The sequence below is a fragment of the Micromonospora sp. NPDC005215 genome (assembly GCF_040607915.1).
Lineage (GTDB): Bacteria > Actinomycetota > Actinomycetes > Mycobacteriales > Micromonosporaceae > Micromonospora.
Genome location: NZ_JBEXHQ010000062.1, coordinates 1 through 25,862, shown reverse-complemented (window position 1 = coordinate 25,862; position 25,862 = coordinate 1). Strand labels below are relative to the sequence as shown.

27 protein-coding genes are annotated in these 25,862 nt (G+C 72.4%); 11 read left to right on the top strand and 16 right to left on the bottom strand.

Annotated elements, in window-relative coordinates:
• Positions 1-4 precede the first annotated feature (4 nt).
• The 4 genes from ABZU25_RS31055 to ABZU25_RS31040 all read right to left on the bottom strand — a co-directional run bounded on the left by ABZU25_RS31055 (position 5) and on the right by ABZU25_RS31040 (position 3,128).
• Complete coding sequence (locus ABZU25_RS31055) at positions 5-397, bottom strand: cupin domain-containing protein (RefSeq protein WP_355032901.1); 393 nt, start codon at positions 395-397, stop codon at positions 5-7.
• 233 nt (positions 398-630) lie between these two features.
• Complete coding sequence (locus ABZU25_RS31050) at positions 631-1,518, bottom strand: sulfotransferase domain-containing protein (protein WP_355032900.1); 888 nt, start codon at positions 1,516-1,518, stop codon at positions 631-633.
• 62 nt (positions 1,519-1,580) lie between these two features.
• The gene (locus tag ABZU25_RS31045; RefSeq protein WP_355032899.1) at positions 1,581-1,862 is read right to left on the bottom strand and encodes an adhesin; all 282 of its coding nucleotides are present in this window, start codon (positions 1,860-1,862) and stop codon (positions 1,581-1,583) included.
• A gap of 192 nt (positions 1,863-2,054) precedes the next feature.
• Entirely contained in the window at positions 2,055-3,128 is a 1,074-nt protein-coding gene (locus ABZU25_RS31040) for an NAD(P)-binding domain-containing protein (protein WP_355032898.1), read from the bottom strand.
• 108 nt (positions 3,129-3,236) lie between these two features.
• Between ABZU25_RS31040 and ABZU25_RS31035 the strand changes: the two genes are divergently transcribed.
• The gene (locus ABZU25_RS31035; RefSeq protein WP_355032897.1) at positions 3,237-3,953 is read left to right on the top strand and encodes an aquaporin; all 717 of its coding nucleotides are present in this window, start codon (positions 3,237-3,239) and stop codon (positions 3,951-3,953) included.
• A gap of 66 nt (positions 3,954-4,019) precedes the next feature.
• Positions 4,020-5,606 carry a D-alanyl-D-alanine carboxypeptidase/D-alanyl-D-alanine-endopeptidase gene (dacB, locus tag ABZU25_RS31030; protein WP_355032896.1) on the top strand — a complete coding sequence of 529 codons (1,587 nt, stop codon included), beginning with the start codon at positions 4,020-4,022 and terminating at the stop codon, positions 5,604-5,606.
• 45 nt (positions 5,607-5,651) lie between these two features.
• On the opposite strand, the gene ABZU25_RS31025 is transcribed toward dacB, so the two are convergent.
• The 3 genes from ABZU25_RS31025 to ABZU25_RS31015 form a co-directional block, all read right to left on the bottom strand.
• Positions 5,652-5,981 (bottom strand): hypothetical protein, encoded by a 330-nt coding sequence (locus tag ABZU25_RS31025; RefSeq protein ID WP_355032895.1) that lies wholly within the window; start codon positions 5,979-5,981, stop codon positions 5,652-5,654.
• 102 nt (positions 5,982-6,083) lie between these two features.
• Entirely contained in the window at positions 6,084-7,022 is a 939-nt protein-coding gene (locus ABZU25_RS31020; protein WP_355032894.1) for a hypothetical protein, read from the bottom strand.
• Positions 7,023-7,189: 167 nt separating this feature from the next.
• Positions 7,190-7,783 carry a pentapeptide repeat-containing protein gene (locus ABZU25_RS31015; RefSeq protein WP_355032893.1) on the bottom strand — a complete coding sequence of 198 codons (594 nt, stop codon included), beginning with the start codon at positions 7,781-7,783 and terminating at the stop codon, positions 7,190-7,192.
• 98 nt (positions 7,784-7,881) lie between these two features.
• On the opposite strand from ABZU25_RS31015, the gene ABZU25_RS31010 reads away from it, so the two are divergent.
• Positions 7,882-9,114: a serine hydrolase domain-containing protein gene (locus tag ABZU25_RS31010; RefSeq protein ID WP_355032892.1), complete on the top strand. Its 1,233-nt coding sequence runs from the start codon at positions 7,882-7,884 to the stop codon at positions 9,112-9,114.
• 304 nt (positions 9,115-9,418) lie between these two features.
• Here ABZU25_RS31010 and ABZU25_RS31005 read toward each other — a convergent pair whose 3' ends face one another.
• Both ABZU25_RS31005 and ABZU25_RS31000 read right to left on the bottom strand, forming a co-directional pair.
• The gene (locus ABZU25_RS31005; RefSeq protein WP_355032891.1) at positions 9,419-9,883 is read right to left on the bottom strand and encodes a PPOX class F420-dependent oxidoreductase; all 465 of its coding nucleotides are present in this window, start codon (positions 9,881-9,883) and stop codon (positions 9,419-9,421) included.
• Between the two features lie 42 nt (positions 9,884-9,925).
• A complete protein-coding gene (locus ABZU25_RS31000; protein ID WP_355032890.1) occupies positions 9,926-10,564 on the bottom strand; it encodes a hypothetical protein in 639 nt (212 codons plus the stop codon).
• A gap of 314 nt (positions 10,565-10,878) precedes the next feature.
• Here ABZU25_RS31000 and ABZU25_RS30995 point away from each other — a divergent pair, with 314 nt between their 5' ends.
• On the top strand, positions 10,879-11,658 hold the full coding sequence (locus ABZU25_RS30995; protein WP_355032889.1) for a D-Ala-D-Ala carboxypeptidase family metallohydrolase: 780 nt from the start codon (positions 10,879-10,881) through the stop codon (positions 11,656-11,658).
• An 87-nt stretch (positions 11,659-11,745) separates the two neighbouring features.
• Here the strand turns inward: ABZU25_RS30995 and ABZU25_RS30990 are convergent, their stop codons facing one another.
• The 4 genes from ABZU25_RS30990 to ABZU25_RS30975 all read right to left on the bottom strand — a co-directional run bounded on the left by ABZU25_RS30990 (position 11,746) and on the right by ABZU25_RS30975 (position 15,771).
• Complete coding sequence (locus ABZU25_RS30990) at positions 11,746-12,099, bottom strand: hypothetical protein (RefSeq protein ID WP_355032888.1); 354 nt, start codon at positions 12,097-12,099, stop codon at positions 11,746-11,748.
• 145 nt (positions 12,100-12,244) lie between these two features.
• Entirely contained in the window at positions 12,245-13,669 is a 1,425-nt protein-coding gene (locus ABZU25_RS30985; RefSeq protein WP_355032887.1) for an ATP-binding protein, read from the bottom strand.
• 105 nt (positions 13,670-13,774) lie between these two features.
• On the bottom strand, positions 13,775-14,533 hold the full coding sequence (locus ABZU25_RS30980; protein WP_355032910.1) for a response regulator transcription factor: 759 nt from the start codon (positions 14,531-14,533) through the stop codon (positions 13,775-13,777).
• Positions 14,512-15,771 (bottom strand): histidine kinase, encoded by a 1,260-nt coding sequence (locus ABZU25_RS30975; protein WP_355032886.1) that lies wholly within the window; start codon positions 15,769-15,771, stop codon positions 14,512-14,514. The genes ABZU25_RS30980 and ABZU25_RS30975 overlap by 22 nt, the downstream gene beginning before the upstream one ends.
• Positions 15,772-15,903: 132 nt before the next feature.
• Between ABZU25_RS30975 and ABZU25_RS30970 the strand changes: the two genes are divergently transcribed.
• The 4 genes from ABZU25_RS30970 to ABZU25_RS30955 are packed head-to-tail and all read left to right on the top strand — an operon-like array spanning position 15,904 to position 18,942.
• Positions 15,904-16,800, top strand: coding sequence for an ATP-binding cassette domain-containing protein (locus ABZU25_RS30970; protein ID WP_355032885.1), 897 nt, complete (start codon positions 15,904-15,906; stop codon positions 16,798-16,800).
• On the top strand, positions 16,797-17,594 hold the full coding sequence (locus ABZU25_RS30965; RefSeq protein ID WP_355032884.1) for an ABC transporter permease: 798 nt from the start codon (positions 16,797-16,799) through the stop codon (positions 17,592-17,594). Before ABZU25_RS30970 ends, ABZU25_RS30965 begins: the two co-directional genes overlap by 4 nt.
• Positions 17,595-17,596: 2 nt before the next feature.
• Positions 17,597-18,346, top strand: a complete 750-nt coding sequence (locus ABZU25_RS30960; protein ID WP_355032883.1) for a hypothetical protein — start codon at positions 17,597-17,599, stop codon at positions 18,344-18,346.
• A gap of 32 nt (positions 18,347-18,378) precedes the next feature.
• Entirely contained in the window at positions 18,379-18,942 is a 564-nt protein-coding gene (locus tag ABZU25_RS30955; protein ID WP_355032882.1) for a heme-binding protein, read from the top strand.
• Between the two features lies 1 nt (position 18,943).
• On the opposite strand, the gene ABZU25_RS30950 is transcribed toward ABZU25_RS30955, so the two are convergent.
• From ABZU25_RS30950 to ABZU25_RS30940, 3 genes are read right to left on the bottom strand one after another with little or no spacing between them, the layout of a single operon-like run.
• Positions 18,944-20,029: a hypothetical protein gene (locus ABZU25_RS30950; protein WP_355032881.1), complete on the bottom strand. Its 1,086-nt coding sequence runs from the start codon at positions 20,027-20,029 to the stop codon at positions 18,944-18,946.
• A 48-nt stretch (positions 20,030-20,077) separates the two neighbouring features.
• Positions 20,078-22,507 (bottom strand): ABC transporter permease, encoded by a 2,430-nt coding sequence (locus tag ABZU25_RS30945; RefSeq protein WP_355032880.1) that lies wholly within the window; start codon positions 22,505-22,507, stop codon positions 20,078-20,080.
• Positions 22,501-23,271 (bottom strand): ABC transporter ATP-binding protein, encoded by a 771-nt coding sequence (locus ABZU25_RS30940; RefSeq protein WP_355032879.1) that lies wholly within the window; start codon positions 23,269-23,271, stop codon positions 22,501-22,503. The genes ABZU25_RS30945 and ABZU25_RS30940 overlap by 7 nt, the downstream gene beginning before the upstream one ends.
• A 169-nt stretch (positions 23,272-23,440) precedes the next feature.
• Between ABZU25_RS30940 and ABZU25_RS30935 the strand changes: the two genes are divergently transcribed.
• Genes ABZU25_RS30935 through ABZU25_RS30925 form a run of 3 tightly spaced genes read left to right on the top strand, consistent with a single transcriptional unit; the run spans position 23,441 to position 25,832 of the window.
• On the top strand, positions 23,441-24,598 hold the full coding sequence (locus ABZU25_RS30935; RefSeq protein ID WP_355032878.1) for a sensor histidine kinase: 1,158 nt from the start codon (positions 23,441-23,443) through the stop codon (positions 24,596-24,598).
• Positions 24,595-25,263 carry a response regulator transcription factor gene (locus ABZU25_RS30930; RefSeq protein WP_355032877.1) on the top strand — a complete coding sequence of 223 codons (669 nt, stop codon included), beginning with the start codon at positions 24,595-24,597 and terminating at the stop codon, positions 25,261-25,263. Before ABZU25_RS30935 ends, ABZU25_RS30930 begins: the two co-directional genes overlap by 4 nt.
• Before the next feature lie 29 nt (positions 25,264-25,292).
• Positions 25,293-25,832, top strand: a complete 540-nt coding sequence (locus ABZU25_RS30925) for a DUF1697 domain-containing protein (protein ID WP_355032876.1) — start codon at positions 25,293-25,295, stop codon at positions 25,830-25,832.
• Positions 25,833-25,862: the final 30 nt, after the last annotated feature.

Genomic DNA, 25,862 nt, shown 5'->3' with positions numbered 1-25,862 from the left:
CTGCTCACTCGGTCGGCGGCTCGTCCTTGCCCGCCGCCTCGGCCGCGTCGGCCTCCTCCTTGGTCCGGTGGACGGCCTTGTCGGCGTGCTCCGCCGGGCCGTAGACCGTGTACAGCACCAGCGGGTTGGGGCCGGTGTTGACGAAGTTGTGCTTGGTTCCGGCCGGCACGACCACCAGGTCGCCGGAGACGACCTTCCGCTTCGAGCCGGCAACCCGGGCCTCGCCGACGCCACTGACGAAGGTCAGGATCTGGTCGACGTCCTCGTGCACCTCTTCGCCGATCTCCCCACCCTCGGGGATGGTCATGATGACCAACTGGCTGTGCTCACCGGTCCACAGCACCCGTCGGAAATCCGGACTCTGTTCGGCGACGGTCGCGATCGTGAAATGTTCCATGACCACGCTCATACCCCGTTCGTCGGCGCGCCACGCCGGGAATCACAGATGGTGGAACTCCCCCCGCGTGGCAGGTTTGGATCCGGGCGGACCGGGGATCGACTACGCGGACCGGCACGAACGGCCGGTCGAGCCAGGTCCCCGCTGTCGTACCGCCGAACGGCTGCGGTGGTGGGAGACGGCCAGAGCGCGGCGACGTTCCGACCACTGTCGAAGCGGCGCCGCGCGCTCGTCTAGCGGTGCAGCCAGTTGAGCAGGTCGGCCGGGGCCAGCGCCTCGGCACGCTCCCGGTAGCGGGCCTGCGCGGACGGGTCCAGCAGGTCGCGGCCCTGCCCCGAGCCACCCTGGCGGAAGAACGCCCGCCGATCACGCAGCACGCCGAGCCGGTCCGGGGCGAGCCGGTCCGCGCGCGCCCGCATCTGCCCGAAGGTGGCCGCCTCGACCAGCTCGGGCCAGCGTTCGGGCGGGACCGGGATGCCCCACCGTTCGGCGAGCCGGCGCATCTCACCGCCCAGGTCGGCCAGCAGGTCGTCGTAGTGCACCAGCTCGATGTTCGGCTCGTGCCGGCGGGCCCACGCGTCGCTCAGGTGCATCATCACCCCGGGCAGCGAATCCAGCTCGGCACGCGGATCCACCTCCCGGTCCACCCAGCTCGGCAACCACTGCTCCAACGGTTGGCGTGGCCGGGGCGGGCCGGTCGGGGCGGGCGCGCCGGTCAACTCGGCGAGGCGCGCCCGGTCCAGGTTGCTGGCCTGGTGATAGAGGGACACCGCCAGGTCCAGCGGGTGCCGGGCCACCACCACGTAGTGCACCCGAGGATCGAGCGGCACGCCGTCCAGCGGGGTGTGCGTCTTGATGAACCGCCGGTGCGGTTGCGCGGCCAGCCGGTCGAACACCTCGTCGCGTGGTTCGACCAACCAGTCCAGCCACGGCGACAGCACGGTCAGCGGCGCCGGCAGCTCCGAAGTGCCAAGCACCAGGAGGGCGCAGATCATCTGCATCCAGGTGGTGCCGCTCTTGGACCGGGTGCTGATCACGATGTCGCCGTCGCGGAACGGGAATCCGATCCAGCGGGCGCTGTCCTCGTCGTTGGACCGATAACGGTGAGCTGGCGGGGGCATCGGAGCAGCGTAGACGCCGAGCCGACGCCCGACCAGCCGAATTCCGACCCGCCGGGCCGCGTCTACTGCCGCTCGGTGAAGCCGAACTGGATGACGCCCTCGTCGTCGACGGTGGCGTCCACCGAGGCGTCACCGAGCAGCTCGGCAGCATCCTCGTCCAGGAATATCCGGGCACCCTGGTTGTCGACCACACGATCGCCCTGCACCGGCTCGGGCACCAACTCCACAGTCAGCGAGCCGGCCTCGGTGTCGGCGGCGATGCGTACGCCGCCGTCCTGGGCGACGTCCTGCTGGTTGGCGAGGTCACGGATGACGAGCACGGCGTTGTCGGTCATGGTGAGCATTTGCGGAACTCCTCGTGGATTCTCGGCTCGCGGTCGCAATGGTGCGCAGACCGGACGGTCGGCTCGCGTACGAGCGCACGTGGGAGGCGACAGGAGGGCGAACGGTCGTCGCCGTCGCGCGGAATCGGGGCAGCTACGGCCCCGTCAACCCCACCGTGCCCGCTGGCGGGCCATCCGTCAAATAGAGCCAGGTCAGTCGAGAGCGGGGGCCGGGGCCAGCCAGGCGCGAATCTCGTTGACGGCGGCGCGGCCGGCCCGGTTGGCGCCGATCGTGCTGGCCGAGGGGCCGTACCCGACCAGGTGAATCCGGTCGTCGGCGACCACCCGGGTGCCGTCCATCGTGATACCGCCGCCCGGCGCGCGCAGGCCCAACGGGGCGAGGTGGTCGATGGCCGCTCGGAAGCCGGTGCACCACAGGATCACGTCCGCCGGTACGAACCGCCCGTCCGCCCAGGCCACCCCGTCCGGTGTGATCCGGTCGAACACGGGTAGCCGGTCCAGGACGCCGCGCTCGCGCAGCCGACGTACCTCCGGGGTGACCGGCAGTCCGGTCACTCCGACCACGCTGCCCGGTGGGCGGCCCGCCCGGACCGCCTCGTCCACCCGGGCCACCGCCGCACGGCCCAACTCCATGCCGAACTTCTCGTCCCTGAACTCCGGTGGCCGGCGGGTCACCCAGGTGGTGGCCGCCGCGACGGTGGAGACCTCGCCGAGCAGTTGCACGGCGGAGGTGCCACCACCGACGACCACCACCCGCAGGCCGGCGAACTCGGCCGGGCCGCGGTAGTCGGCGGTGTGCAACTGCCGCCCCCGGAACGACGACCGGCCCGGGTAGTGCGGCCAGAACGGCCGGGTCCAGGTGCCTGTCGCGTTGATCAGCGCCCGCGCGGTCCACCGGTCCGCATCGGTGTGCACGTCCAGCCGCCCGTCCGGGCGGGAGCGCACCGCACGGACCCGCACCGGCCGCCGTACCGGTAGGTCGAATGCCCTCTCGTACGCGGCGAAGTAGGCGCTCACCTGCTCGGCGGCCGGACGCTGCGGTTCGGCGGGCGGCAGCGGCAGCCCGGGCAGGTCGTGGAAGCCGTGCACCCGGTCGAAGACCAGCGTCGGCCAGCGGTGCTGCCAGGCACCGCCGGGCCCGTTGTCGCCGTCGAGGATGACGAAGCCGCTGCCCGGGGCGAAGCCGGTACGACGCAGGTGGTAGCCGGCGCTCAGGCCAGCCTGACCGGCGCCGATCACCACGACGTCCGCGGAGTGGGTGTCCACCCCGGGTACAACGCCCCGGTGAGCACCGCTGTGCCCGCACCGGCCGTCGTGTCGATCACAGCCGGCCATTCCGACAACAGCCACCTGGCCTGCACTTACGCTGAGGACATGAGCGACTATCGTCGGTACGCGGCCGAGTTTCTCGGCACCCTGCTGCTTGTCTTCTTCGGGGTCGGCAGCGCCGTCGCCGCGCGGGTCCAGGGCGGCGTGGTGGTGGTCGCTCTGGCCTTCGGCTTCGTGATGGTCGCCCTCGTCTACACGATCGGTCCACTGTCCGGGAGCCACGTCAATCCGGCGGTGACGCTCGGTGTGCTGCTCTCCGGAAAGATCTCGGTGATCGGTGCGGTGGCGTACTGGATCGCGCAGTTCGTCGGCGCGACAGTGGCGGCCTTCGTGCTCTGGGCGCTGACCCGCTGGGGCGACGTCGCGGACCAGACCGGGGCGCTGGGCACCAACGGTTACGGCGCGCACATCAACCGGGGCGGGGCGGCCGTGCTGGAGGTCGTGCTGACGTTTCTCTTCGTGCTTGTCGTCCTGGTGGTGACCAGTCGTAGCGAGAATCCGGGCACCGCCGGCCTGGCCATCGGGTTGGCCCTCGCCGTGACGCAACTGGTGGGCGTGACGCTGACCGGAGCCGCGGTCAACCCGGCCCGCGCGTTCGGCCCGGCTGTCTTCGAGGGTGGTGTGGCCCTGCGGCAGCTCTGGGTGTTCATCGTCTTCCCACTGCTCGGCGGGGCGCTCGCCGCGCTTGTCGCGCCGTTGGTGATGGGTGCGCAGCGGCACTACTGGGGTGGTCACGAAAAGTCGGTCGGCCAGCCGTCGTAGTCCGGTTGGCAAGGACCTGCACCCGAGGCTCTTTTCCGGCGAATACCTTCGTGACAGCATCAGCGCATGCATCGCCGTCACTTTTCCCGGGCCCTCGCGCTGCTCGCGCTGGTCGCGACCGCGGCCCTCGCCGGAGCACCCGGCGCCACGGCCGAGTCGCCCACCCCGGCGACGACCCGACTGAACGCCACAATCGACACGATCCTCGCCGACGCCCGGCTTGCCGGCGCGCAGACGTCGGTGGTCGTGGTCGACACCAGCACCGGCCAGACGCTCTACGACCGCAACGGTGACCGCCGGCTGATCCCGGCCTCGAACACCAAGCTGCTGACCTCGACGGCGGCCCTTGAGTTGCTCGGCCCGGGGCACCGCTTCACCACCGACGTACGCACCACCGGCAAGCGCCGCGCGGGCCTGCTCTCCGGCAACCTCTACCTTCGCGGCGGAGGCGATCCGACGATGCTCGCCACGGACTACGACGCGCTCGCCGCGCAGGTCGCCGCCGACGGCGTACGCGTGGTCACCGGCAGCCTGGTCGCCGACGACACCCGCTACGACCACACCCGACTCGGCCCCGACTGGACCTGGGACGACGAGCCCTACTACTACGCCGCGCAGGTTTCCGCGCTGACCGTCGCGCCGGACACCGACTACGACGCGGGCACCGTGATCGTGCACGCCGCCCCGGCGGACCGGGCCGGCGCCGCACCGGTGATCAGCACCACCCCGCCCACCACGTACGTGCGCGTCGACAACCGCGCGCGCACTGTCGCCGACGGCGAGACCTCGATCTCGATCGAGCGCGAACACGGCAGCAACACCGTAGTGGTGACCGGCCAGATCGCCGTCGGGGACGCGCCCGCCAGCGACTGGGTGACAGTCGAGGAGCCCGCCGGCTACGCGGCCGACGTGTTCCGGTCGGCGCTCAACCAGCACGGCGTCCGGGTGCTCGGCCGGACCGTGCTCGGCCAGCCCACCCCGGAGACGGCCGACCCGGTGGCGCAGCACGAGTCGATGAGCCTGGGTGAGCTGATGACGCCGTTCCTCAAGCTCTCCAACAACGGCCACGCCGAGGTGTTGACCAAGGAGATCGGCCGGGTGCTCTCCGGATCGGGCACCTGGGCGGCCGGAGTCACAGCGATCAGCGAGTACGTGGCCGACACCGGAATGGACACCGGGAAGCTGCGCCAGCGCGACGGATCCGGGCTGTCCCGACGCAATCTGGTCCCCGCTGGGGAGTTCGTCGACCTGCTGAGCGCCGTCCGCGCCGAACCGTGGTTTCCCACCTGGTATTCGGCACTGCCGATCGCGGGGCAACCCGAACGGTTCGTCGGCGGCACCCTGCGCAGCCGGATGGCCGGCACTCCGGCAGCGGGCAACGTGCACGCTAAGACCGGCAGTCTGACCGGTGTCTCCGGGCTCTCCGGCTACGTCACCAGCGCCGACGGCCGGCTACTGGCGTTCTCCATCCTGCTGAACAACTACCTCACGGCGTCGGTCAAGCCGCTGGAGGACCAGATCGCCGTGGCGTTGGCGGGATACCGCGAGGACGGGACGCCCACCACGGCACGGATGGCACCGCCGGCGGTGCCGGAGACGCCCCGGACCCCGGAGGGCGTCGAGTGCTCCTGGGTCAAGCCGATCACCTGCTGAGCGGCGGCCGGGAGGCGTACCCGCGCCTCCCGGCCGGACGCGCGCTCAGGCCGGACGGTCCGGTGGGGGGACCACCGCCGTCGGGTCGCCGCGTTCGATCAGCGCGTCGATGTCGGCAGCCCGCAGCCCTCGGAGGGTGAGCACCTGGGTGCCCCAGCGGTGCAGGCGGCACGGGTGCGGGCTGGCATCGTTGCGGCAGACCACTCCCCCGGACCACCGCTGGGGGGCGTGCACCACCACCGCCCGCACCGCGAACTGGGTGTCCTCGCCCGTCACGTACGGCGGCAGGGGAATGTCGCGGAGCCCCTCCCCGGACGCTTCATCGGCACCGGACGTAGCGGCGCGACGGACGCGGTGGGCGGTGCTGCTGCTCATCTCCGCTGCCTCCACACTGGATGGTCGGATGGGGACAGCAGAAAGTTACGACCTCCTCGACCCTGCGCGACGGACAAACTGTCCCGCCGCGCGATCGACCGGTCAGCGCACCGCGACGGCCTGGAGACCGACGTTGCCGCAGTGCGGGGTGAAGACCTTCTCGACGGTCCAGGTCAGCAGCAGTCGGGCGTTCTTCGGCGCGGCGAACCGGACGGTGAACTGGGCGCTCCGACTGGTGTACGGATCCTCCAGCACAGCGGTGCGGGCGGGCCCACCCGTGGACAGGCGTGCCTCCAGCCGGCCCCGAGCCATCCAGGTGCCGCCGTAGACCTGGACCGTGCGCGGCTCACCGCTGCCGGCGACGGCGAGGGTGAACCCGTTGCCGGCACCGCAGGTGTAGACGCCGTTGGAACTGCCGTTCGCCGACCGCTGCGACGCGCCGTCGGACCAGCGGACGTACTCCTGGTTGCCGTCCCAGCCGACCCGGGTGCCCGCGCCGCCCGCATCGGTGATCTCCCCGGAGCCGGAGCGCTTGCGGACCGTCGAGTTGCCCCCGCGCGACCCCCAGTGCATCCAGTCCCGGGTGCCCACGGCGGTGAGGTCGACCTCGGCGGGCATCTCCCCCTGGGTCACCGACAGCACCGGGGATCCGGATGACGGGGGCGGCGCGGGCGGTACGGCGGGCGCGCTGGTGGGGGGTGTCGGGTCCGGTGAGGGTGGGCGCTGACGCGGACGCAGGCCCGGCATCGCCGGCCCCGCTTCGCCGGTGCGCCCGTCGGTGGCCGGGTGAGCGGCGGAACGGGCGGCGCCGGCCGGCACCTCTCCCGCGCGGCCCGCCTGGTCGTCGGCGGGCTCCGGGGCGGACCGGCTGGCAAGGTACGAGACCAACAGCACCAGGCAGACGAGGACGGCGACCCCCTCCACCGCCCAACGCCGCCGCTGCCGGGCACGGATGACCCGGCGCAGCCCGGTGCGGGTCTGCGTCCTCGTGTGGTCGTCGTCCGCCACCGACCCCTCCACCTCCACCGTCCCGGCTGCCATCGACCGTCGCGAGCCGCGCCGTCCACTGTGGGTCGTTTCACGTTTGCACCGGTGTGGACGACACGCTAGATCCGGAGCGCCGGACGTGTCCAGCCCGCGACCGCACGCCCCCGGACGACCGGGCCCGCTCGAACGGCGTACCGGCTGGACCGCCCGCGCCTCTCGCGTCAGCCGATCCGGAAGCCGAGCACCTGCGCGATGACGATGGCCTGCTCGGCATCGACGATGGCGCCGTCCCGCTCGACGACCGTCGGGTCGAGCGCGGTGAGATCGCTGCCGCGCAGGTCGGCGCCGCCGAGCCGGACGTTGTGCAGTTGCGCGCCGGACAGATCGACGCCGGTGACGGTGGCACCGGTGAGATTGGCCCTGGTCAAATCCGCCTCGCGCATCCGCACCCCGGTCAACCGGACGCCCCGCAGGTCGGCACCGGGCAACGCGACGAAGGACCAGTCACCGCCGTCCACCGCCATCGGACGCAGGTCGCACTCGACGAAGGTGCTGCCGATCAGCTTGCAGCCGGCGAACTCGGCCTCGAAGAAGTTGCACCGCCGGAAGACGCAACGGGTGAAGGCGGAGTCGACGTGCCGGGAGGCGTTGAACAGCACGTTGCCGAACGTGCAGCCGGTGAAGACCGCGCCCCGGCTCACCGCCTCCGTCAGGTCCACGTCGAAGAACTCGCAACCCACGAAGTGCCTGTCGACAAACTCCTCGCCGTACCAGTCCTCGTTGCGGAAGGTCACGTCCTCGGTCAGCTCCGGCATCCGGCCAGGCTAATCGGCGCCACCGTCAACCGACGGGTCGGTGCCGCCGGTGGCGGCCCTCTTTCGGTCTCGGCGTACCGGCTAGTAGGTTCGGCGACGTGAGTGTGGCGCGAAGCACGGACCCGGATCAGATCGGTTTCGACCCGACGCGGTTGGCGCGGATCGACGAGCACTTCGGCAGGTACGTCGACGACGGTCGGCTGGCCGGTTGGCAGGTGGTGGTCACCCGTCGCGGCGAGGTGGCGCACTCCTCGACGTACGGGCTGGCCGACCGGGAGTCGGGCGCACCGGTCGAGGCCGACACGCTCTGGCGGATCTACTCGATGACCAAGCCGGTCACCTCGGTCGCGGCGATGATGCTGTGGGAGGAGGGCCGGTTCGAGCTGACCGACGAGATCAGCCGCTGGCTGCCGGAGTTCGCCGACCTGCGGGTCTACTCCAAGGGGTCGACGCTCAAGCCGTTCACCGTGCCGGCGGCCGAGCCGATCCGGGTCTGGCACCTGCTCACCCACACCGCCGGGCTCACCTACGGCTTCCTGCAGACCTCGGTGGTCGACGGGCTCTACCGGGCCGCCGGTTACGACCTGTACCCGCCGGACGACGTCGACCTCGCCGGCGCCTGTGCGGCCTTCGGCGAGCTGCCGCTGCTGTTCCAGCCCGGCTCCGCCTGGGGCTACTCGGTCGCCACCGACGTGCTCGGCCGGCTCGTCGAGGTGATCTCCGGGCAGAGCCTCGACGCGTTCTTCGCCGATCGGATCTTCGGCCCGCTCGGCATGACCGACACCCGCTGGTGGATGGACGGCGACGAGGCCGGGCGGCTGGCCGCGCTCTACGTACCGGAACCGCGCAGCGGCCGGGCCGTCCGGTACGACAGCCTCGGCGCGCTCGCGTACCGCAAGCCGACCCTGTTCTCCGGCGGTGGTGGTCTGATCTCCAGCGCCGCCGACTACCACCGCTTCACCCAACTGCTGCTGCGCGGTGGGGAACTGGACGGGGTTCGGCTGCTCGGGCCACGCACGGTGCGGTTCATGACCCGCAATCACCTACCGGGTGGCCAGGACCTGGGCGCCCTGTCCACCGGCGGTTTCGCCGAGTCGACCCTGGACGGGATCGGCTTCGGCCTCGGGTTCGCGGTGGTCGAGGACCCGATCCCCAGCCGGGTGCCGAGCAGCGTCGGCGAGTTCTACTGGGGTGGGGTGGCCAGCACCGCCTTCTGGGTGGACCCGGCCGAGGAGATCACCGCGCTGCTGTTCACCCAGCTGATGCCGTCGAGCACCTACCCACTGCGCTCCCAGCTGCGCCAACTCGTCTACGCCGCACTTGTCGACTGACCGGCACTGCGGCGGGGCGCTGGGCGCTGGCCTGCGACGGATCGGCGGCGCAGCGGGCGCCGGACGGTCACGCTGCCGACCCCCACCCGGGTCCTGTTGCCGCTGTAGAGCTGCCCCAGATGTGGGGCAGCGCGACAGCGCCCACCGCCGCCACAACCCAGGCCAGCAACCCGCCACCACCAGCCGCCCCGAATATGGGGCAGCTCGACAGCCCGCCGGTCAACCCATGGCCTCCGTCCGCATCGGTACTCCGCGTCCGTCGGCGGTCTCGGCGATCGTGACGTCGGGCTGAGCGTGATCGCCCTCAGTCGGCGAGGCGGGCGGGGAAGCCTCCGGTGGCGATCGGGCCCCAGGCGTCGATCGTGACCCGGATCAGTGACTTGCCCTGGCGCACCATCGCCGCCCGGTAGTCGTCCCAGTCCGGGTGCTCGCCGGAGATGCTGCGGAAGTATTCAACAAGCGGCTCCACCGCCTCGGGCAGGTCGAGCACCTCGGCGGTGCCGTCGATCTGCACCCACTGGCCGTTCCAGTCGTCGCTGAGCACGCACGCCGACACCCGGGGATCGCGGCGGATGTTCGTCACCTTGGCCCGCTCGGGGTAGGTGGCGACCACCAGCCGGCCCTGCCCGTCGATCCCGGCGGAGACCGGGGACGACTGCGGGCGGCCGTCGGCCCGGGTGGTCATCAGCACGACGCGGTGTCGCGGTCGGAGGAAGTCGAGCAGGCTGTCCCGGTCGACCCGGGTGTTCTGTGCGATGCTGCGCGCCATTCCCCGTTCCTACCAGGCTGGCGGCGACGTGGCGGCGGCGGGTCAGTGGGGCCGGGCCGCGGAGCGGTGCGCCGCCTGGGTGGGCACCCGGGGGCGGCCGGAGGGGCGCCAGGCCCGACCGTTGGCATAGATCACCCGAAAGCCGAGGTACGAGGCGAGCGGCGCCCAGTGGGCGGAGCCCATCCGCAGCTCGGCGGCGTTGTGCCGCTGACCGTTGGCGAGCACGTCGAGCAGGACGGTTTCGAAGGCCGCCGATTCGACCCAGTCGACTTCCCGGCTGAAACCGCAGATCAGCGCCGCTCCGGTGACCTCCAGGAACTCGCGCAACACCGCGTCCGAGGCGCGCAGCACCGAGCAGCTGCCGAAATAGAGTCGCCGCCCCTCGGCGCGGCCGGCCATCAGGTCGGCCACCTCGTTTAGCTCCACGGACTGCCAGTCGGTGAGGCAGAGCCGGCTCGGCTCGCCGTGCATGGCGAAGAAGCCGACCCGGTGGTCGGCGTACTGCTTGAGCAGCCAGCGGTCCAGGAAGTAGAACAGCTCGTCACGCGTGGCCGCGTCCTTGTGGATGAAGCGGATCTTGCCCAGTCGCTCCAGCAGCTCGAGGGTGGGCAACACGGAACCCCGCTCGTTGAGATCCCGGTGCCACTGACCTTCGACACAGAAGACGCCACCGCGTGCCACGTACACCTCCGCCAGTCCGCCGTCCGGGGCTGACGTTACCGCCCGCCGACGACCGCGGAACATCACCCTCGGTGTGGTTGATTGCGACGTTCGGTGTGCTTGGTCGTGGTTGGCCGCGGTAGGGGCGATCGGTGGTGAATGGCTGTTTCCTAAATCAGCCTAATTCCCAGCCAATACCCAGGGACAGCGGTTTGTGAGGACGATTCTCGTTAATCACCTCCAACGGCCCCGATCAGTGTCACTGTGGAAATCGCGGGACTTCTCGGTCGATGTCCTGGAGCCACCCCATTCGCTCTCCTATCGGGAGGACTTCTGTGCGCGTAAACACCTTGAAGCGGGTCGCCGTCGCATTCGCCCTGGCGCTGCCCGGGGCAGCAATCGCCATGGTTGTCGCCGCGCCAGCGGCACACGCGGACGGCTGTTACACCTGGAACCGCAACCTGTACCAGGGACGCTCGGGCGACGATGTCCGCCAGTTGCAGATCCGGATCGCCGGCTGGGCCGGCTACCGGGACATCGTGGAGAACGACGGTCGCTACGGACCGAAGACCGCCGCCGCTGTCAAGCGGTTCCAGCAGGCGTACGGGCTGCGTGCCGACGGCGTCGCCGGCCCGCAGACCTACACCAAGCTGTACCAACTACAGGACAACGACTGCACGCCCGCGCACTTCAGCTTCACCGAACTGGACAACGGGTGCGGCGGGTCCGGATACGGCGGTGGCCCGCTCTCGGCGGCCCAGACCCGGCAGAACGCGCTACGCACCATGTGGAAGCTGGAGGCGCTGCGCAAGAGCCTCGGGGACAAACCACTCGGCGTGTCCAGCGGCTTCCGCAGCCGCGCCTGCAACAACCAGGTTGGTGGCGCGTCCGACAGCCAGCACCTGTACGGCAACGCGGCCGACGTCACCCCACGGTCGTCCTCGCTGTGCCAGGCCGCCCGCAGTGCCCGCGACCACGGCTTCAGCGGGATCTACGGGCCGGGTTATCCCGACCACGACGACCACGTGCACGTCGACTCACGGCGAGAGAACAACAGCGACGGCAGCTCGAACACGACGAGCTGGTCGGCGCCGGACTGCGGGGTCGGCAACTGAGCCGCCCGCCCAGCGCGACGTCGGCCCGACGCGGAGGGGGATCTTCGCGCCGGGCCGGCGTCATGTCCTCCCGGGTCGGACGGGTACTCAGCTCGCCCGGGGCCAACGCGGCGCGGTGACGGGGGGTGTCACCGGCCGACCAGCAGCGGTGGGCCGTGCCCCCGGCGGGGCGACCCGCGCGGTCTGCTGCCGCGACGGCCCGGTCGCCGTGAAGGGGAAGGGCACGTGCACGAACGGGTTGCCGTGCCGGATCACCGCCTCGATCTGCCGCTCGTTGAGCCCGTGTGTCTCCAACACCCGTCGCCCCCAGCGGTGCAGGCGGCACGGGTAGGAGGCGCCGTCGTTGCGGCACAGCGGCCCGGTGGGCCACTCCTCGGCGGTGTGCACCACCACCGCCCGGACCGCGAGCCGAACGTCCTCCGGGGTCAGCGGTGCCGGCATTGGCACCTCCCCCAGTACCTGATCGATGGGATCCGTCGACTGCTCACCAACTCGCACGGCAGGCCTCCCGCAGCTCGGCAGCGGTACGGCGGACTCACCGCACCGACATCCTCGGCCATGGGTACGGCCGGCACCGGACGAAAGTTCAAATCCGGTACGCGCTAAGCAGATCCTCCGGCGACAGGACGTGCAGCCCGTCGACGGCGGTGCCGCTGCGCGACACGGCAAGGGTGGGCACCGACTCATCGGCACCGGGCAGCTGGGACCGGTGCAGCAGCAGCCGGCCGAGGTCATGCGCGTCGAAGGGCCGGTTCTCCTGCCATTTGATCGACCCGACGTAGCTGATGCGCCGAGCGACGGGCTCCCGGTCGGCACCGACTATGTCGATCTCCGGATCGTTCGTTCGGGTCCAGTAGCCACCGACTGCCGCTGCTTGCGCCGGCAGGTGGTCGCTGGGCAGCCGTCGCAGCGCCTCGCGAACGACAGGTTCGATGGCCCGCCCTCGCCAGGACGTCCACGACCGGAGGATCCGGGCCACTGTCAGATCACCCCGCCCCCGCTCGATCTCGGAGAGGTACGGCCCCAGGAACGACAGCCAGAAGCGCAGGTACGGATCAGCCACCGCGTACCGGGTTTCCCGCGATGGCCTGGTGGACAGCGGAACGGTGTTCTCCACGGCCCGCTTCTGGGTCAGCAGGCGCAAAGCGCGGTTCAGGGACGCCTGCGGAAGATTCCCGGCGGCCCGGGAGATCAGCGAGAAGGTTCGTTCACCGGAGCCGATGGTCCGCAGCACCAGACCCGCCTGGGACTGGGGCGGGAACTCCGCCGCGAGCGCCCGTTCGCCGCTGACCAACAGTGCCGAGGTCGAATCCCGTACGGCGTCAGCCAGATAGTCGTGCACCGATGCCCCGGTCGGCCACTCGTCGAGGATCAGCGGCAGACCGCCGGACACCAGGTAGGCGTCGAACGCGTCGGCGGCGGACAGCTCCAGCATGTCGCGAACGTCGGCCGGGCTCAGCGGCGGAATGACCATCTCGGTGGCCCGCTGGTGGAACGGCCGGCCGTAGTCGTTCAGGGCCTCCATCATCGCCAGGTCCGATCCGACACAGATCAGCAGGACCGGCAGTCGGGACAGCTCACGATCGAAGATCTTCTGCAGTGTCCCCTCGAAGCCCGGGTCACCCGCGATGAGGTACGGCATCTCGTCCAGGACGACGACGCTCGGCCGGTCGGTCGGCAGCGCGGCGGCGAGCAGGCTCAGTGCGGCATCCCAGGTCTGTGGTTGCTGCTCCCGAAGGATCTGTGCACCCGGCAGCGTCGAGACGGCTGCCTCCTCCGCGAAGAGAGCGAGGTCGGCGGCGACGCTCGGCTGCGCGGAGGCGGTGAAGAAGAGGTACGGCACCTCGGCCCGCTCCACGAACTCCTCAACCAGTCGGGACTTGCCTACCCGTCGGCGACCGCGCATGAGGAGTGCGCGACCCGGCCGACCAGCCCTGCCACCCCGTTGGACCCGAGCGAGCATGCCGCTCAGGAGCTGGAGTTCATGGTCCCGTCCGACAAAGCCGTCCACGATCACCCCTGATACTACCAACGATGAAACAACCAAAAATGAGTGTAACCTCATCCGTGTTGTTGCGCGCCTCGAAGGTTGGTCCGGCGCGACCGCCCGGCAGACTCAGACCAGGCCGGCGTCGTGCACGAGCAGGGCCACCTGGACCCGGTTGTTCAGGTCGAGCCGGGTCAGCAGCCGGGAGACGTACGCCTTCACCGTCGCCACACTCATGAACAGCTCTCCCGCGATCTCCGCGTTGGTGCGGCCCCGCCCCAGCGCGACCGCCACCTGCCGCTCCCGTTCACTGAGCCCGCTGAGCGCCCGCAGCGCCCGCTCCCGGCGCGGGTCGGGGCCGACCGGGGCGGGAGCCGCGGCGGTCACGTGGGCGATCAGCCTGCGGGTCACCGTCGGGGAGAGCGTCGCCTCGCCGGCTGCCACCCGTCGCACGGCGTGCACGATCTCCGCCGGCGGGGTGTCCTTGAGCAGGAAACCGGCCGCCCCGGCGCGCAGTGCCCGCAGCACCTGCTCGTCGGCATCGAAGGTGGTCAGCACCAACACCTCCGGCGGGTGCGGCTGGGCGCGCAGCGCCTCGGTGGCGGTCAGCCCGTCCACCCGCGGCATCCGGATGTCCATCAGCACCACGTCCGGGGCGTACGCGGCGACCGCGGCGGGCACCTCGCCGCCGTCGGCAGCCTCACCGACCACTGTCAGGTCCGGTAGACCGCCGAGGATCATCGAGAGGCCGGCCCGGACCAGGGCGTCGTCATCCACGATCAACACGCGCACCGACGGCACCGCCGCCCCGGCGACACCCGCAGGCCCTGCCCCGCCCGAAGGCCCCGGCACACCGGAGGGCACAGTCACGCCGGCCACGGCAGCCAGGCCGCCAACCGGAAGTCGCCCGCGTCGTCCCGACCATAGGCGAGTCGACCGCCCGCCAGCGTGACGCGCTCGCTGATGCCCACCAGCCCGGTGCCGGCGCCCGGCAGCGTGCCGCCGGCCGGCGTGCCGACCGGCCACCGGTTGCCGATCGCCACTGTCAAACCGGCGCCCGGCCCGCCGGCCACGTCCACGCGGACCGCCGCGCCGGCCGCGTGCTTGCGGGCGTTGGTCAGCCCCTCCTGCACGATCCGGTACGCGGCCCGGCCCAGCGCGGCCGACACCTCCCCCGACCGGTCCACGGTGTCGCTGACGTCGACCCGCATCCCGGCCGACCGCGACTCGGCGATCAGGGCCGGCAGGTCGGCGAGAGTGGGCTGCGGCGGCTCGGGGGCGTCGCCGTCGGTGCTGCCCTCGGCGCGCAGCACCCCAATCACCTCCCGCAGGTCCTGTAGGGCGGCGTGCGCGCTGCCCCGGATCACCCCGGCGGCGCGGGCCACCTCGTCGGCCGGCGCGTCGGGGCGAAACTCCAGCGCGCCCGCGTGCAGGCTGAGCAGCGAGATCCGGTGCGCCAGCACATCGTGCATCTCCCGGGCGATCCGGGTGCGTTCGAGGTGGCGGGCCTGGCTGACGCGGAGCTGCTGCTCGGCCTCGGCCCGCTCGGCGCGCTCGCGCAGCGACACGATCAACTGTCGACGGGCTCGGACGAACATCCCCCAGGCGAGCACGGCGAAGCTGATCACCACGCCCCATGCCGCCGTTTCCCAGTACGACATGTTCGGGTCCGGACGCAGCCAACTGAAGATCAGGTTGGTGAGAAGACCGGCGCCGGTGATAGCCACCGCGACGGCGGTCCGTCGGTGCACCACCACTGTGAAGTAGAGGATGACCAACGGGATGGCCGAGGCCATCGAGAACAGCGTCAGCGGCGTCGTGGCCACCATCAGCCCGAGCGGCCACCGGCGGCGCAGCCAGAGCAACCCGCAGCAGACCAACCCGATCAGCGCGTCCACGCCGGTCATCCAGCCATGCGGCAGCGGTGTGGTGATCGTCGGATCGGGCGACAAAGCGTCCGCGGTGGCGAACAGCACCCAGAGCAGGCTGATCAGGAAGGCCAGGGTGTCGACCGCCCAGTCCCGCCCGGTGCGCCGGGGCCGCCGGGCAGCCTGGTCCGGGCTGGCCGCGCCGGCCAGCGCCCCGGGCAGCAGCCAGGGGTGTTCCGGGACGGCGAGGCTGGTCACGGCACCATGCTAGGCAGCCGACGGGCACCACGACCAGCTACCAAAGTCGAGACCCGCCGGTCGACCAAGGTCGACGCGGCACCGACCGGTGGCCGCAGCGGAGGGCCGGGCGGCGCGGGCAGGCTCATCCGCATGATCACGGTAGAGAACCTCACCAAGCGATACGGGCCACACCCGGCCGTGGACGACGTGTCGTTCCAGTGCGAGCCGGGCACCGTCACCGGCTTCCTCGGCCCCAACGGCGCCGGCAAGTCCACCACCATGCGGATGATCTGCGGCCTCACCGCGCCGACCGCCGGCCGCGCCACCGTCGCCGGGCACCCCTACCGGGAGCTACCCAACCCCGGGCGGGAGGTCGGGGTGCTACTGGACGCCTCCGCCCAGCACGCCGGGCGCACCGGCCGCGAGGCGTTGACGCTGTCCGCGTACACAATGGGTCTGCACCGGCGCGAGGTCGCCGCGAAGCTCGACCTGGTCGGGTTGAACGCGGTGGCGGCGAAGCGTCGGGTACGGGCGTACTCGTTGGGGATGCGCCAGCGGCTCGGGCTGGCCCACGCGCTGCTCGGCGACCCCCGGGTGCTGATCCTCGACGAGCCGGCCAACGGCCTGGACCCGGAGGGGATCTTCTGGATGCGCGGCCTGCTGCGCGACTTCGCCGACCGGGGCGGCACCGTGCTGCTCTCCTCCCACCTGCTGCGCGAGGTGGAGGCGGTCGCGGACCGGCTGGTGGTGATCGGGGGTGGCCGGATCGTGGCCCAGGGCGACAAGAACGAGCTGCTGGCCGGTGGTGGCACGGTGGTCCGGGCCCGCGACGGCGCGGCGCTGCGTCGCGCGCTGGACGCGGCCGACCTGACCGCCGCCGACAGCTCGGAGGGGCTGCTCGTGCAGGCCGACGCCGAGGCGGTCGGCCAGGCCGCCGCGAACGCCGGCGTCGCACTTGCCGAACTGCGCCCCGCCAGCGGCGGTGGCCTCGAACAACTCTTCCTCACCCTGACCGCCGGGGAATCCACCAAGGAGGCCGTCCGATGACCACCACCACCGCGCCCGCCGCCGACGCCGTCGCGCCCCGGCAGCACACCCCGGTACGCCGACCGTCGCTGCTCCGCCTCAGCACCGTGGAGCTGCGCAAGCTCGTGGACACCCGGGCCGGTCGCTGGCTGCTGATCACCATCGCCCTGGTCACCGCCGCGATCGTCACCCTGCTACTGATCTACGCCGAGGACGCCGACCAGACCTTCCCCAACTTCTTCGTTCCCTCGCTGCTGCCGGTGTCGGTGCTGCTACCGGTGCTGGGCATCCTGTCGATCACCAGCGAGTGGTCGCAGCGGACCGCCCTCACCACGTATGCCCTGGTGCCCCGCCGGGAGCGAGTCGTCGCGGCGAAGCTGATCGCCGTGTCGCTGACCGCGCTCGCCTCGGTGCTGACCAGCCTCGCCGTCGCCGCCGTCGGCACGCTGGTGGCATCCGCCACCGGCGGCGCGGGCACCTGGCAGCTCGACGGGTCGCTGATCCTGAACGCGGCGATCCTCCAGGTCACCAGCGTGCTGATGGGCGCTGCCTTCGGCCTGCTGCTGCTCAACCCGCCGCTGGCGATCGTCGGCTACCTGCTGCTGCCCACCCTCTGGGGGGTGCTCGGCGAGATGGTCAAGCCCCTGCGCGGCCCGTCCGGCTGGCTGGACACCAGCAAGACCATGGAACCGCTGTTCAGCAGCGACGCCCTCACCGGCGAGCAGTGGGGGCGGATAGCGGTGTCCCTGCTGGCCTGGATGGTCCTCCCGCTGGCGGCCGGCCTGTTCCGGACGCTGCGCCGCGAGGTGTCCTGACCATGGACGTGTCCGGCTACCGACCCCGCACCGTGGTCAGCGGCGGCCCGCTGGAACTGGCCGTCATGTGGGGTGGCTTTCCGCTTGTGGGTGCGGGCGCCGGATGGCTGCTCGCGGCGACGACCGGCTGGCTCGCCCGGCTCCCCTGGGTGCCGTTCGGCGGCCTGGTCGAGTGGCTGGACCGGCTGCCCGAGCCGCAGGCCACAGTTGGCACGGTCGCGGTGGGCGTTCTGGCCGGCCTGGTCGTCGCCGGGATCGGCACCGCCGAACGGCTGATCGTCACCGTCGACGCGGCGCAGGTCCGGCTGCGCCGCTCCGACCAGGACCGGGCCGTCGCGCGGGTCGACACCCGGGTGGCCTTCCTCGCCGACAAGCACCTGGTGCTCCTCGACGGCGACGGCGCGGAACTGGTCCGGGAGTCGACGGACCTGCCGGCCGCCAAACTGGCCGAGGCGTTCCACGCGCACGGCTGGAGCTGGGCGGACGAGGATCCACACCGGTCGGCGTACCGGCTGTGGGTGCTTGACCTGCCCGGTCTGCCCGCCGGCGCGGACGCGCTGCTGCGCGCCCGCGGACGGGCGATCGAGCGGGATCGCCGCGACGACGCCCGGGAGCTGCGCCGAGAGCTGGCCCTGATCGGGGTGGTGCTGCGCGACGAGGACAAGCGGCAGTACTGGCGGTTGACCGCGCGAGCGGTCGCGCCAGGGCCGGAGCGGCCGACTTCGGCCGAGCGGGAGCCGGACGGGCGGTAGCGTCTGTCCCAGGAGATCCTGGGAGCCGCGCGATGACCGAACAGCAGCCGTACCGGGTGGTGTCCCGACAGCCCGGCTTCGAGCTGCGTCGGTACCCGGCCCACCTGGTGGCCGAGATGCAGATCCAGGCGTCGTTCACCAGGGCGCCGATCGAGGCGTTCCGGCCACTTGCCGCGTACCTCGGTGGCGCCAACCGGGCCCGGCACCCGATCGGGACGGCCCCGCCGGCGATGCCCGCCCCGGGCAGCTGGGAGAAGATCGCGATGACAGTTCCGGTGGTCCAGGTGGAGGGTGAGCGGCCGGGCGCGTACCTGATCCAGTTCGTGATGCCGGTCGCCTTCACCGCCGCCACCCTGCCCGAACCGCTCGACCCGAGGGTGCGGACCCGCGAGGTGCCGGCGCAACTGGCGGCGGCGATGCGTTTCTCCGGGCGGTGGACGGAGCAGGCGTTCAGCCAACGCGCCACCATGCTCGGCCGCTCGGTCACCGCGGCCGGCCTGCAACCCACCGGCGCGATCCGGTACGCGCGCTTCGACCTGCCGTGGAAGCCGTGGTTCCTGCGCCGCAACGAGGTAGTGCTGCCGGTCGTCGAGTGAGCTACCGGCGGTTCTCGGCGGTCGGCCAGGCCAGCAGCAGGGCCATCCCGAGCCCGGAGAGCAGCCCGCACAGCGAGAGCAGCAGGTCGGAGTCGGCAGCGTGGATCGGGCTGTTGCCGGCCAGTGCGGTGAACGTCGCCCCGACCGGCAGCAGGGTCAGCATGGGGATGGCAGTGACCAGCAGGAAGGCCATCGGGCCCGCCAGCGCGGCGAGAGCGGCCAGAGCGTGGTGTCGCCAGATCGGTTGACCGCCCGGCCAGTCCCAGGCCAGCAGGGTGACCCCGGTGAGCAGCACCGCCCCGAGGGTCATCTCCGGTAGGAGTCGCGTCCCGGGCGGGACGGCACGGACCAGCCCCACACCGAGCAGCGCCGCCACGGCGAGGCCGGCCGCCAGCCCGACGCGGGCCCGGGACCGCGCCGGGGCCGCCGCCAGCGCGGCACCCACGGCCAGGGCGACAAGCAGCGCCGCGGTGGCCAGGGCGCCCTGGTTCAACTCCGGCTCCCGGTCCGTCGGTGACTCGATGCCGGCCGCCACGAGCGTCAGGACCCCGGCCACACACGCCGCACCGGTCAGCGCCTTCCGCTCGGCGGCTTCCGGCGCGCCGCGGCCCCAGGCTGACGGCGCGCCACGCTCGGCGGCTTCCGGCGCGCCGCGCTCCCGAAGGGAGCCACGGTCGGCGGCTTCCGGCGCGCCGTGCTCCCGAAGGGAGCCGCGCTCGGGCCACAGCAGAACGGCGGCGAGCGCACCGAGCAGGGCGCAACCGCCGACGGCGAGCAGCACCGTCGCCTGGACGCCGATCGGATCGACCCGGTCGATCGCGACGTCGGCGGCAACCCAGCAACCGCCGAGCAGCACCGCCGCTCGACTCCAGCGCAACCGCCCCCGGCCGGCCAGCACCAGCCCGAGCGCCACCGCCATGATCGACATGAACCGCAGGTCGCGCGCCCAGTAGGCGTTGTTGCCCGGCAGTCTCTCCGACCACGGGCCGATCGGCTCGGTAAGCGGTTGCAGCACTGTCACGCCGAACGCCCAGAGCACGACGGCGGCGGCGGAGAGCAGCAGCCCGAGCGGCCGCGCGGATCGCATCCGTGGACGGTAGCGGCCCGGTCGCTCTCCCGGGGGGCGGGGACGCCGTCATCCGGCGACACCGACCGGTGACCGCGCGGGACGGTGTCGCAGCAACCGCCACGTCGGCAGGATGCTGGCCAGCACGGCGAGCAGCAGACACAGCCCCACCGCCCCGGCGATCACCGACCACGGCACCACCAGGTCGACGGGCGCGCCGACCTGCTCGGCGAGGCCGGCCCGGATGCTGAGCAGGCCGACGAAGGCGACGGTCCCACCGAGCAGCGCACCGATCAGCACCACCAGGGCGGACTCGGCCGTGATCAACCAGATGACCTGCCGCCGGGTCGCCCCGGCCAAGCGGATCAGCCGCAGGTCGACGGCCCGGCCGGCGGCGGCCAGCAACACCGTGTTGGCCACCGCGATGGCACCGTAGCCGGCCGACACACCGATCAGCAGCAGCGTGAACAGCCAGACGAGGCGGTCCTCGGCAGCGTCCGCCTCGGCCGCCCAGGTGGCGACGTCGACGACCCGCGCGCCGACCGGAGGATCGACCCGGTCCGGCACGTACACAGTGGACGTCAGGGCCGACGGGTCGTGCGTACGCACCACCGCCCGGGGCAGGAGCAGATCACCGGGGAGCGAGTCGTCGGTGACCACGGCGACGACGCGCAGCGACACCAGTTCCCCGTCGGCGAAGACCACCGCGTACGGCTCGGACGGCCGCAGGTTCGCCGAGGCGGTCACCACCACCGTGTCGTCGCCGCGCAGATCGTCGAGCGAGCCGGCGACGACGGTCAGCGCCCGGTTCGCGGCGGCGAAGCCGGCCGGGTCCACACCGAGCGCGGTCAGTGGCCGGTCCGCCGGCACCGTCGCGGGGTCGGTGCGGAAGACCGTGGTCGGCAGGAGGGCGGTGCCACCGGCTGCGACAACCGCCTGGTCCGACAGACCGGGCGCCCGGTCGGGCACCACGATCCAGCCGGCGTTCACGTTGTCCGCCCGACCTGCCGCGTACGCGGCGGTGGTGGTCCGCACCATCCCGGACACCAGCACCGCGAAGGCGACGGTGAGCAGCACCGGGGCGGCAGTGGACGCGGTGCGCCGGGTCGCGGTCAGCGCCCCGCCCCGGGCCAGCATCCCGATCGCGCCACCGGAGCGCCGCACCGGCGACCGCAGCAGTCGCACCACCGGCCCGACCACCGCCGGGGAGAGCACCGTGGCACCGGCCACCAGGGCCATCACCGCGTACAGGGCGTACTGCGCCGCCACGCGGGCCTCGCTGGCGGTCGCCGTCCCGACGCTGAGGGCGACCCCCGCCGCGACGAGCAGCGCGCCGGTGCCGACCCGCAGCCGCCCGATCGGCCGCTGCTCCACCGCCGCCTCGCGCAACGCCTCCATCGGTCGAACCCGCGCCGCCCGGCGCGACGCCGACCAGACGGCCAGCAGCGCGATCACCGGCCCGGCGACGAGCGAGAGCGCGACCGGCCACGGGGTGTACCGGACCCGGAAGGTCGATGGTTCGAAGCCGACATCGACGAGCAGCCGACCCAGGATCGGGGCGAGTACCGCGCCGACAAGCAGACCGACGAGTCCTGCCGAGGCGCCGACGACGAGCGCGTCGGCGTACACCAGGCGGCGGACCTGGCGTCCGGTGGCGCCGACGGCGCGGAGCAGGCCCAGTTCACGGCGGCGCTGCGCGATGGTGAACGCGAAGGTGGAGGCGACCACGAACACCGTGACGAAACCGGCGAGGACCGCCGTGGCGGTGAGCACCTGCATGCCGATCCAGCGGGTGCGGGCGTCGTTGCGCGGCTCCAGCGCGCCACGCGCGTCGCCGGTCAGCACCTGTCCGTCCGGACCGACGACACCGCGCGCCGCCGCGGCGACCCGCTCGGGGTCGGCCCCCGGCGCGAGCATCAGCCCGATGGCCCGGACGCCGGGCGCGAGCGCGGCGGCGACCTCGTCCGCGACCTGGACGCCCGGGGCGTCGACCAGACCGGTGACGGTGTACGACTCCGGTCCCGCCGCGGTGAGCAGGGCGACCGGCGCGCCGGCACGCAGCCCGAGCGCGCGGTCGACGACCACCTCGCCGGGCCGGCTGGGCGGCTCGCCGGCCGTCAGGCGCAGTCCGCCCAGTCGGGCGCTGGACCAGCCGTGACCCTGGTGGGCGTCCTCGCGCCGGGTGTCGGTGCCCGAGGGTCGGCCGTCGACGAGCGGCTGGGCGTAGAAGGTCCGGTCCGGCACCGCCGCCGCGACACCGGGCAGAGCGGCCAGCCGGTCGACGAGTCCCGCCGTCGCGGTGGCCGACCAGGGGCGGGTCGGCAGGAACGAGTCAGCCGACCCGCCCGCCTCGGGGCTCTGCACCACGACCGCCGCCCGCGCGAGCCGATCCGGCACCTGTGGACGCCCGGAGGCGAGCAGCAGGGTGGCCGCCGCGACCAGCGCGACCCCGATGGCGACGGCCACGAACGCGCTGGCCGACCGCCGGATGCTCAGCACGACGACTCCGTAGGCGTCCCGAGCCGGGACCGGTCCGTCTCCCGCTCGGCGATCCGGGCGGCGACGACCGCTGCGGTGATCCCGCCGTCCAGCTCGTCGACGACGCGGCCGTCGGCGAGCAGCAGGACGCGGTCGGCGTACGCGGCGGCGGCCGGATCGTGGGTCACCATCACGACGGTCTGCCCGTGGTCGTCGACGAGCGCGCGTAGCAGACGGAGCACCTGACGGGACGCCGCACTGTCCAGTGCTCCGGTCGGCTCGTCGGCGAAGACCACCGCCGGGCGGGTGATCAACGCGCGGGCCACGGCGACGCGCTGCTGTTCGCCGCCGGACAACTCACTGGGCCGGTGCCCGGCCCGGTCGGCCAGGCCCACGGCGTCGAGCGCGGCGGTCACGTCCCGGGCCGGCGGGCGGCGGCCGGCCAGTCGCAGCGGCAACTCGACGTTCTGCGCGGCGGTCAGCGTGGACACCAGGTTGAACGCCTGGAACACGAAGCCGATCCGGTCGCGCCGCAAGCGGGTCAGCTCGTCTTCGCCGAGGTCGTTCAGGCGCGTGCCGTCGATAGTGACGATGCCCTCGGTCGGGCTGTCCAGCCCCGCCGCGCAGTGCAGCAGGGTGGACTTCCCCGAGCCCGAGGGGCCCATCACCGCCGTGAACGTGCCGCTCGCGAAGCTGGTGCTCACGCCGTCGAGCGCCGTCACCCGCCGGGTTCCGGTGCCGTACACCGTGCGCAGCCCCGTCAGGGTCACCGTGTCTGTGGTCATGACCGTTACGGTGCCGGTTGTACGGGGTGTCGCGCGTCGTGCCGGAGCGGGCACTTTCCGGCCCTCCTCCGGGTGGAGGCGGCGGCCCGGAAACACCGGCCCGTCGTCCTCGGTGATGACCACCCACGGGTGGACGCGGCGAACCTGGCCGACCGATACCGTCGGACCGGTGACCGCTCTCCTGCTGACCCGGCGACTGCGGCCGGGGGACCTGTACCTCGTGGACGCCGTGCTCGCCCTGGCGGTCGGTGGGTTCCTCTGCCCGTACGCGGCGCTGGCGTCGCCGGAGCACGGTGGCGTACGCGAGCCGCTCTGGGTGTCCGTGCTCGTCGGGCTCGCCCTGGGGCTGCCGTTGGCCGTCCGGCGCCGGTGGCCGATCGCTGTGGCCGTGGTGATCAGCGGTGGCACCACCGGGGCGTTGGTCACCGGGGTGATCCCCAACTTCGCCGCCGCCGCGCCGGCGTTCGCCATCGGTCTGTCCTTCTACACGGTGGCCGTGTCGACGGCCACGCGCCGGTCGGTGCTCTGCGCGGCTGGTTGTCTCGCTCTGGTCAGCGTCGGCCTGGTGCTGACAGCGGGCGACCTGTGGTCTCGGACCGGGGCGGTCGCCTACGCGGCCGTCATGATCGCGCCCGCCTGGTTGATCGGCTGGTTGATCCGGGAGCGCCGCGCCCTCGCCGCCCGGCAGAGTGACCACCTGGTCCGTCAGACCGCAACGGAGGAACGGCTGCGGGTGGCGCGCGAGTTGCACGACGTTGTCGCGCACACGCTGAGCCTCATCGTGGTGAAGGCGGCCGTCGCCAACCACGTCGCCGAGGCCGACCCGCGTGAGGCGGGGGCCGCCCTGCGGGTGATCGAGGAGACCGGCCGCAACGCGCTGACCGACGTCCGTCGGGTGCTCGGCGTCCTGCGCGAGGACACCCCGTACGCGCCGACGCCCGGCCTGGACGAGCTGCCCGCGCTCGCTCGGCAGGCGGCGATCGGCGGCGTCGACGTCCGGCTCGACGTTCGACGCGAGGAAGCGGACGGCGCGGTGCCCGAGTCGGTGGGCCTCGCGGTGTACCGGATCGTGCAGGAGGCGGTGACCAATGTGGTGAAGCACGCGGCGCCGGCCGCCTGCCGGGCCCTGGTGACCGTCACCCCCCACGAGGTACGGGTGGAGGTGACCGACGACGGCCGGCGTCCGGTCCTGATCGGCGGGGAGGGCCACGGGTTGATCGGCATGCGGGAACGGGTGGCGTTGCACGGCGGAGAGTTCCGGGCCGGGCCACGCTCCGACGGCGGTTTCGCGGTGACGGCCAGCCTGCCCTATCGGGTGGCGGCGTGATCCGGGTGCTGATCGCCGACGACCAGGCGCTGCTGCGCGGCAGCTTCCGGCTGCTTGTCGATCTCGCCGGGGACTGCACCACGGTTGGCGAGGCGGGCACCGGCGTGGAGGCCGTCGCGTTGGCCGGACAGCATCATCCGGACGTGGTGCTGATGGATGTCCGGATGCCGGAGATGGACGGCATCGAGGCGACCCGGCGGATCTGCGCCGACCCGGCGACGGCCGGCACCCGGGTCATCATCCTGACCACGTTCGACCTGGACGAGTACGTCTACGGCGCGTTGCGCGCCGGGGCCAGCGGGTTCCTGCTGAAGGACACCCCACCAGCGGATCTGCTGGCCGGGATCCGGGTGGTTGCCGCCGGTGAGGGGCTGCTCGCGCCGACGGTGACCCGCCGGTTGATCGACGAGTTCGCCCGGCGGGCGGAGCCGACCCGGCCGTTGCCGCGCCACCTGGACGGGGTGACCGAGCGGGAACGGGAGGTGCTCACGCTGATCGCCAGTGGTCTGTCCAACGCGGAGTTGGCCGCGCGGCTCAATCTCAGCCCGGCGACGGTCAAGACGCACGTCGGGCGGTTGTTGACCAAGTTGGCGGTGCGGGACCGGGCGCAACTGGTCATCGTCGCCTACGAAACGGGTCTGGTGGGGCCGGGCGGCCTACGCTGAGCCGGTCGACCCGCACCCGAGGAGGAGCCATGACCCGGTACGTCGCCCTGCTGCGCGGGGTCAACGTCGGCACCACCAGGCTGGCGATGGCCGACCTGCGCCGGATCGTCACCGACCTCGGGCACGAGGACGTCAAGACGTACCTGCAGAGCGGCAACGTGGCCTTCGGCAGCACCGTGCGCGACGCGGGAAAGCTGGCCGCCGGGATCGAACGGGCCCTCGCCGACGAGCTGGCGTTGACCGTACCGGTGCTGGTGCGCAGCGGCCGGGAGTTGGCGGCGGTGGCCGGTGGCAACCCGTACGCCGATCGGGAGGACGACCCGACGCGGCTGCTGGTGGCCTTCCTCGCGACCGCTCCGACAAAGTCCATGGTGGACGGTCTCGCCGTGCCCGGTGGGGAGAACGTGTCGTTCACGGTGACCGGCCGGGAGGTCTTCCTGCACTTTGTCGACGGCGGTTACGGGCGGTCGAAGTTCACAAACGCGTACCTGGAGAAGAAGCTCGGCGTGGTGGCCACCAGCCGCAACTGGAAGTCGGTGCGGGCGCTGGCCGAGCTGACCGCCTCCTGAGCACGGTGGGGGTCGTCGGCCGACGACCCC

Bases quoted from the DNA above. Each gene is read 5' to 3' on its own strand.
- ABZU25_RS31055 (WP_355032901.1), bottom strand. From the start codon at position 397: ATGGAACATTTCACGATCGCGACCGTCGCCGAACAGAGTCCGGATTTC.
- ABZU25_RS31050 (WP_355032900.1), bottom strand. From the start codon at position 1,518: ATGCCCCCGCCAGCTCACCGTTATCGGTCCAACGACGAGGACAGCGCC.
- ABZU25_RS31045 (WP_355032899.1), bottom strand. From the start codon at position 1,862: ATGCTCACCATGACCGACAACGCCGTGCTCGTCATCCGTGACCTCGCC.
- ABZU25_RS31035 (WP_355032897.1), top strand. From the start codon at position 3,237: ATGAGCGACTATCGTCGGTACGCGGCCGAGTTTCTCGGCACCCTGCTG.
- dacB (WP_355032896.1), top strand. From the start codon at position 4,020: ATGCATCGCCGTCACTTTTCCCGGGCCCTCGCGCTGCTCGCGCTGGTC.
- ABZU25_RS31025 (WP_355032895.1), bottom strand. From the start codon at position 5,981: ATGAGCAGCAGCACCGCCCACCGCGTCCGTCGCGCCGCTACGTCCGGT.
- ABZU25_RS31020 (WP_355032894.1), bottom strand. From the start codon at position 7,022: ATGGCAGCCGGGACGGTGGAGGTGGAGGGGTCGGTGGCGGACGACGAC.
- ABZU25_RS31015 (WP_355032893.1), bottom strand. From the start codon at position 7,783: ATGCCGGAGCTGACCGAGGACGTGACCTTCCGCAACGAGGACTGGTAC.
- ABZU25_RS31005 (WP_355032891.1), bottom strand. From the start codon at position 9,883: ATGGCGCGCAGCATCGCACAGAACACCCGGGTCGACCGGGACAGCCTG.
- ABZU25_RS30990 (WP_355032888.1), bottom strand. From the start codon at position 12,099: ATGCCGGCACCGCTGACCCCGGAGGACGTTCGGCTCGCGGTCCGGGCG.
- ABZU25_RS30970 (WP_355032885.1), top strand. From the start codon at position 15,904: ATGATCACGGTAGAGAACCTCACCAAGCGATACGGGCCACACCCGGCC.
- ABZU25_RS30965 (WP_355032884.1), top strand. From the start codon at position 16,797: ATGACCACCACCACCGCGCCCGCCGCCGACGCCGTCGCGCCCCGGCAG.
- ABZU25_RS30960 (WP_355032883.1), top strand. From the start codon at position 17,597: ATGGACGTGTCCGGCTACCGACCCCGCACCGTGGTCAGCGGCGGCCCG.
- ABZU25_RS30955 (WP_355032882.1), top strand. From the start codon at position 18,379: ATGACCGAACAGCAGCCGTACCGGGTGGTGTCCCGACAGCCCGGCTTC.
- ABZU25_RS30950 (WP_355032881.1), bottom strand. From the start codon at position 20,029: ATGCGATCCGCGCGGCCGCTCGGGCTGCTGCTCTCCGCCGCCGCCGTC.
- ABZU25_RS30940 (WP_355032879.1), bottom strand. From the start codon at position 23,271: ATGACCACAGACACGGTGACCCTGACGGGGCTGCGCACGGTGTACGGC.
- ABZU25_RS30925 (WP_355032876.1), top strand. From the start codon at position 25,293: ATGACCCGGTACGTCGCCCTGCTGCGCGGGGTCAACGTCGGCACCACC.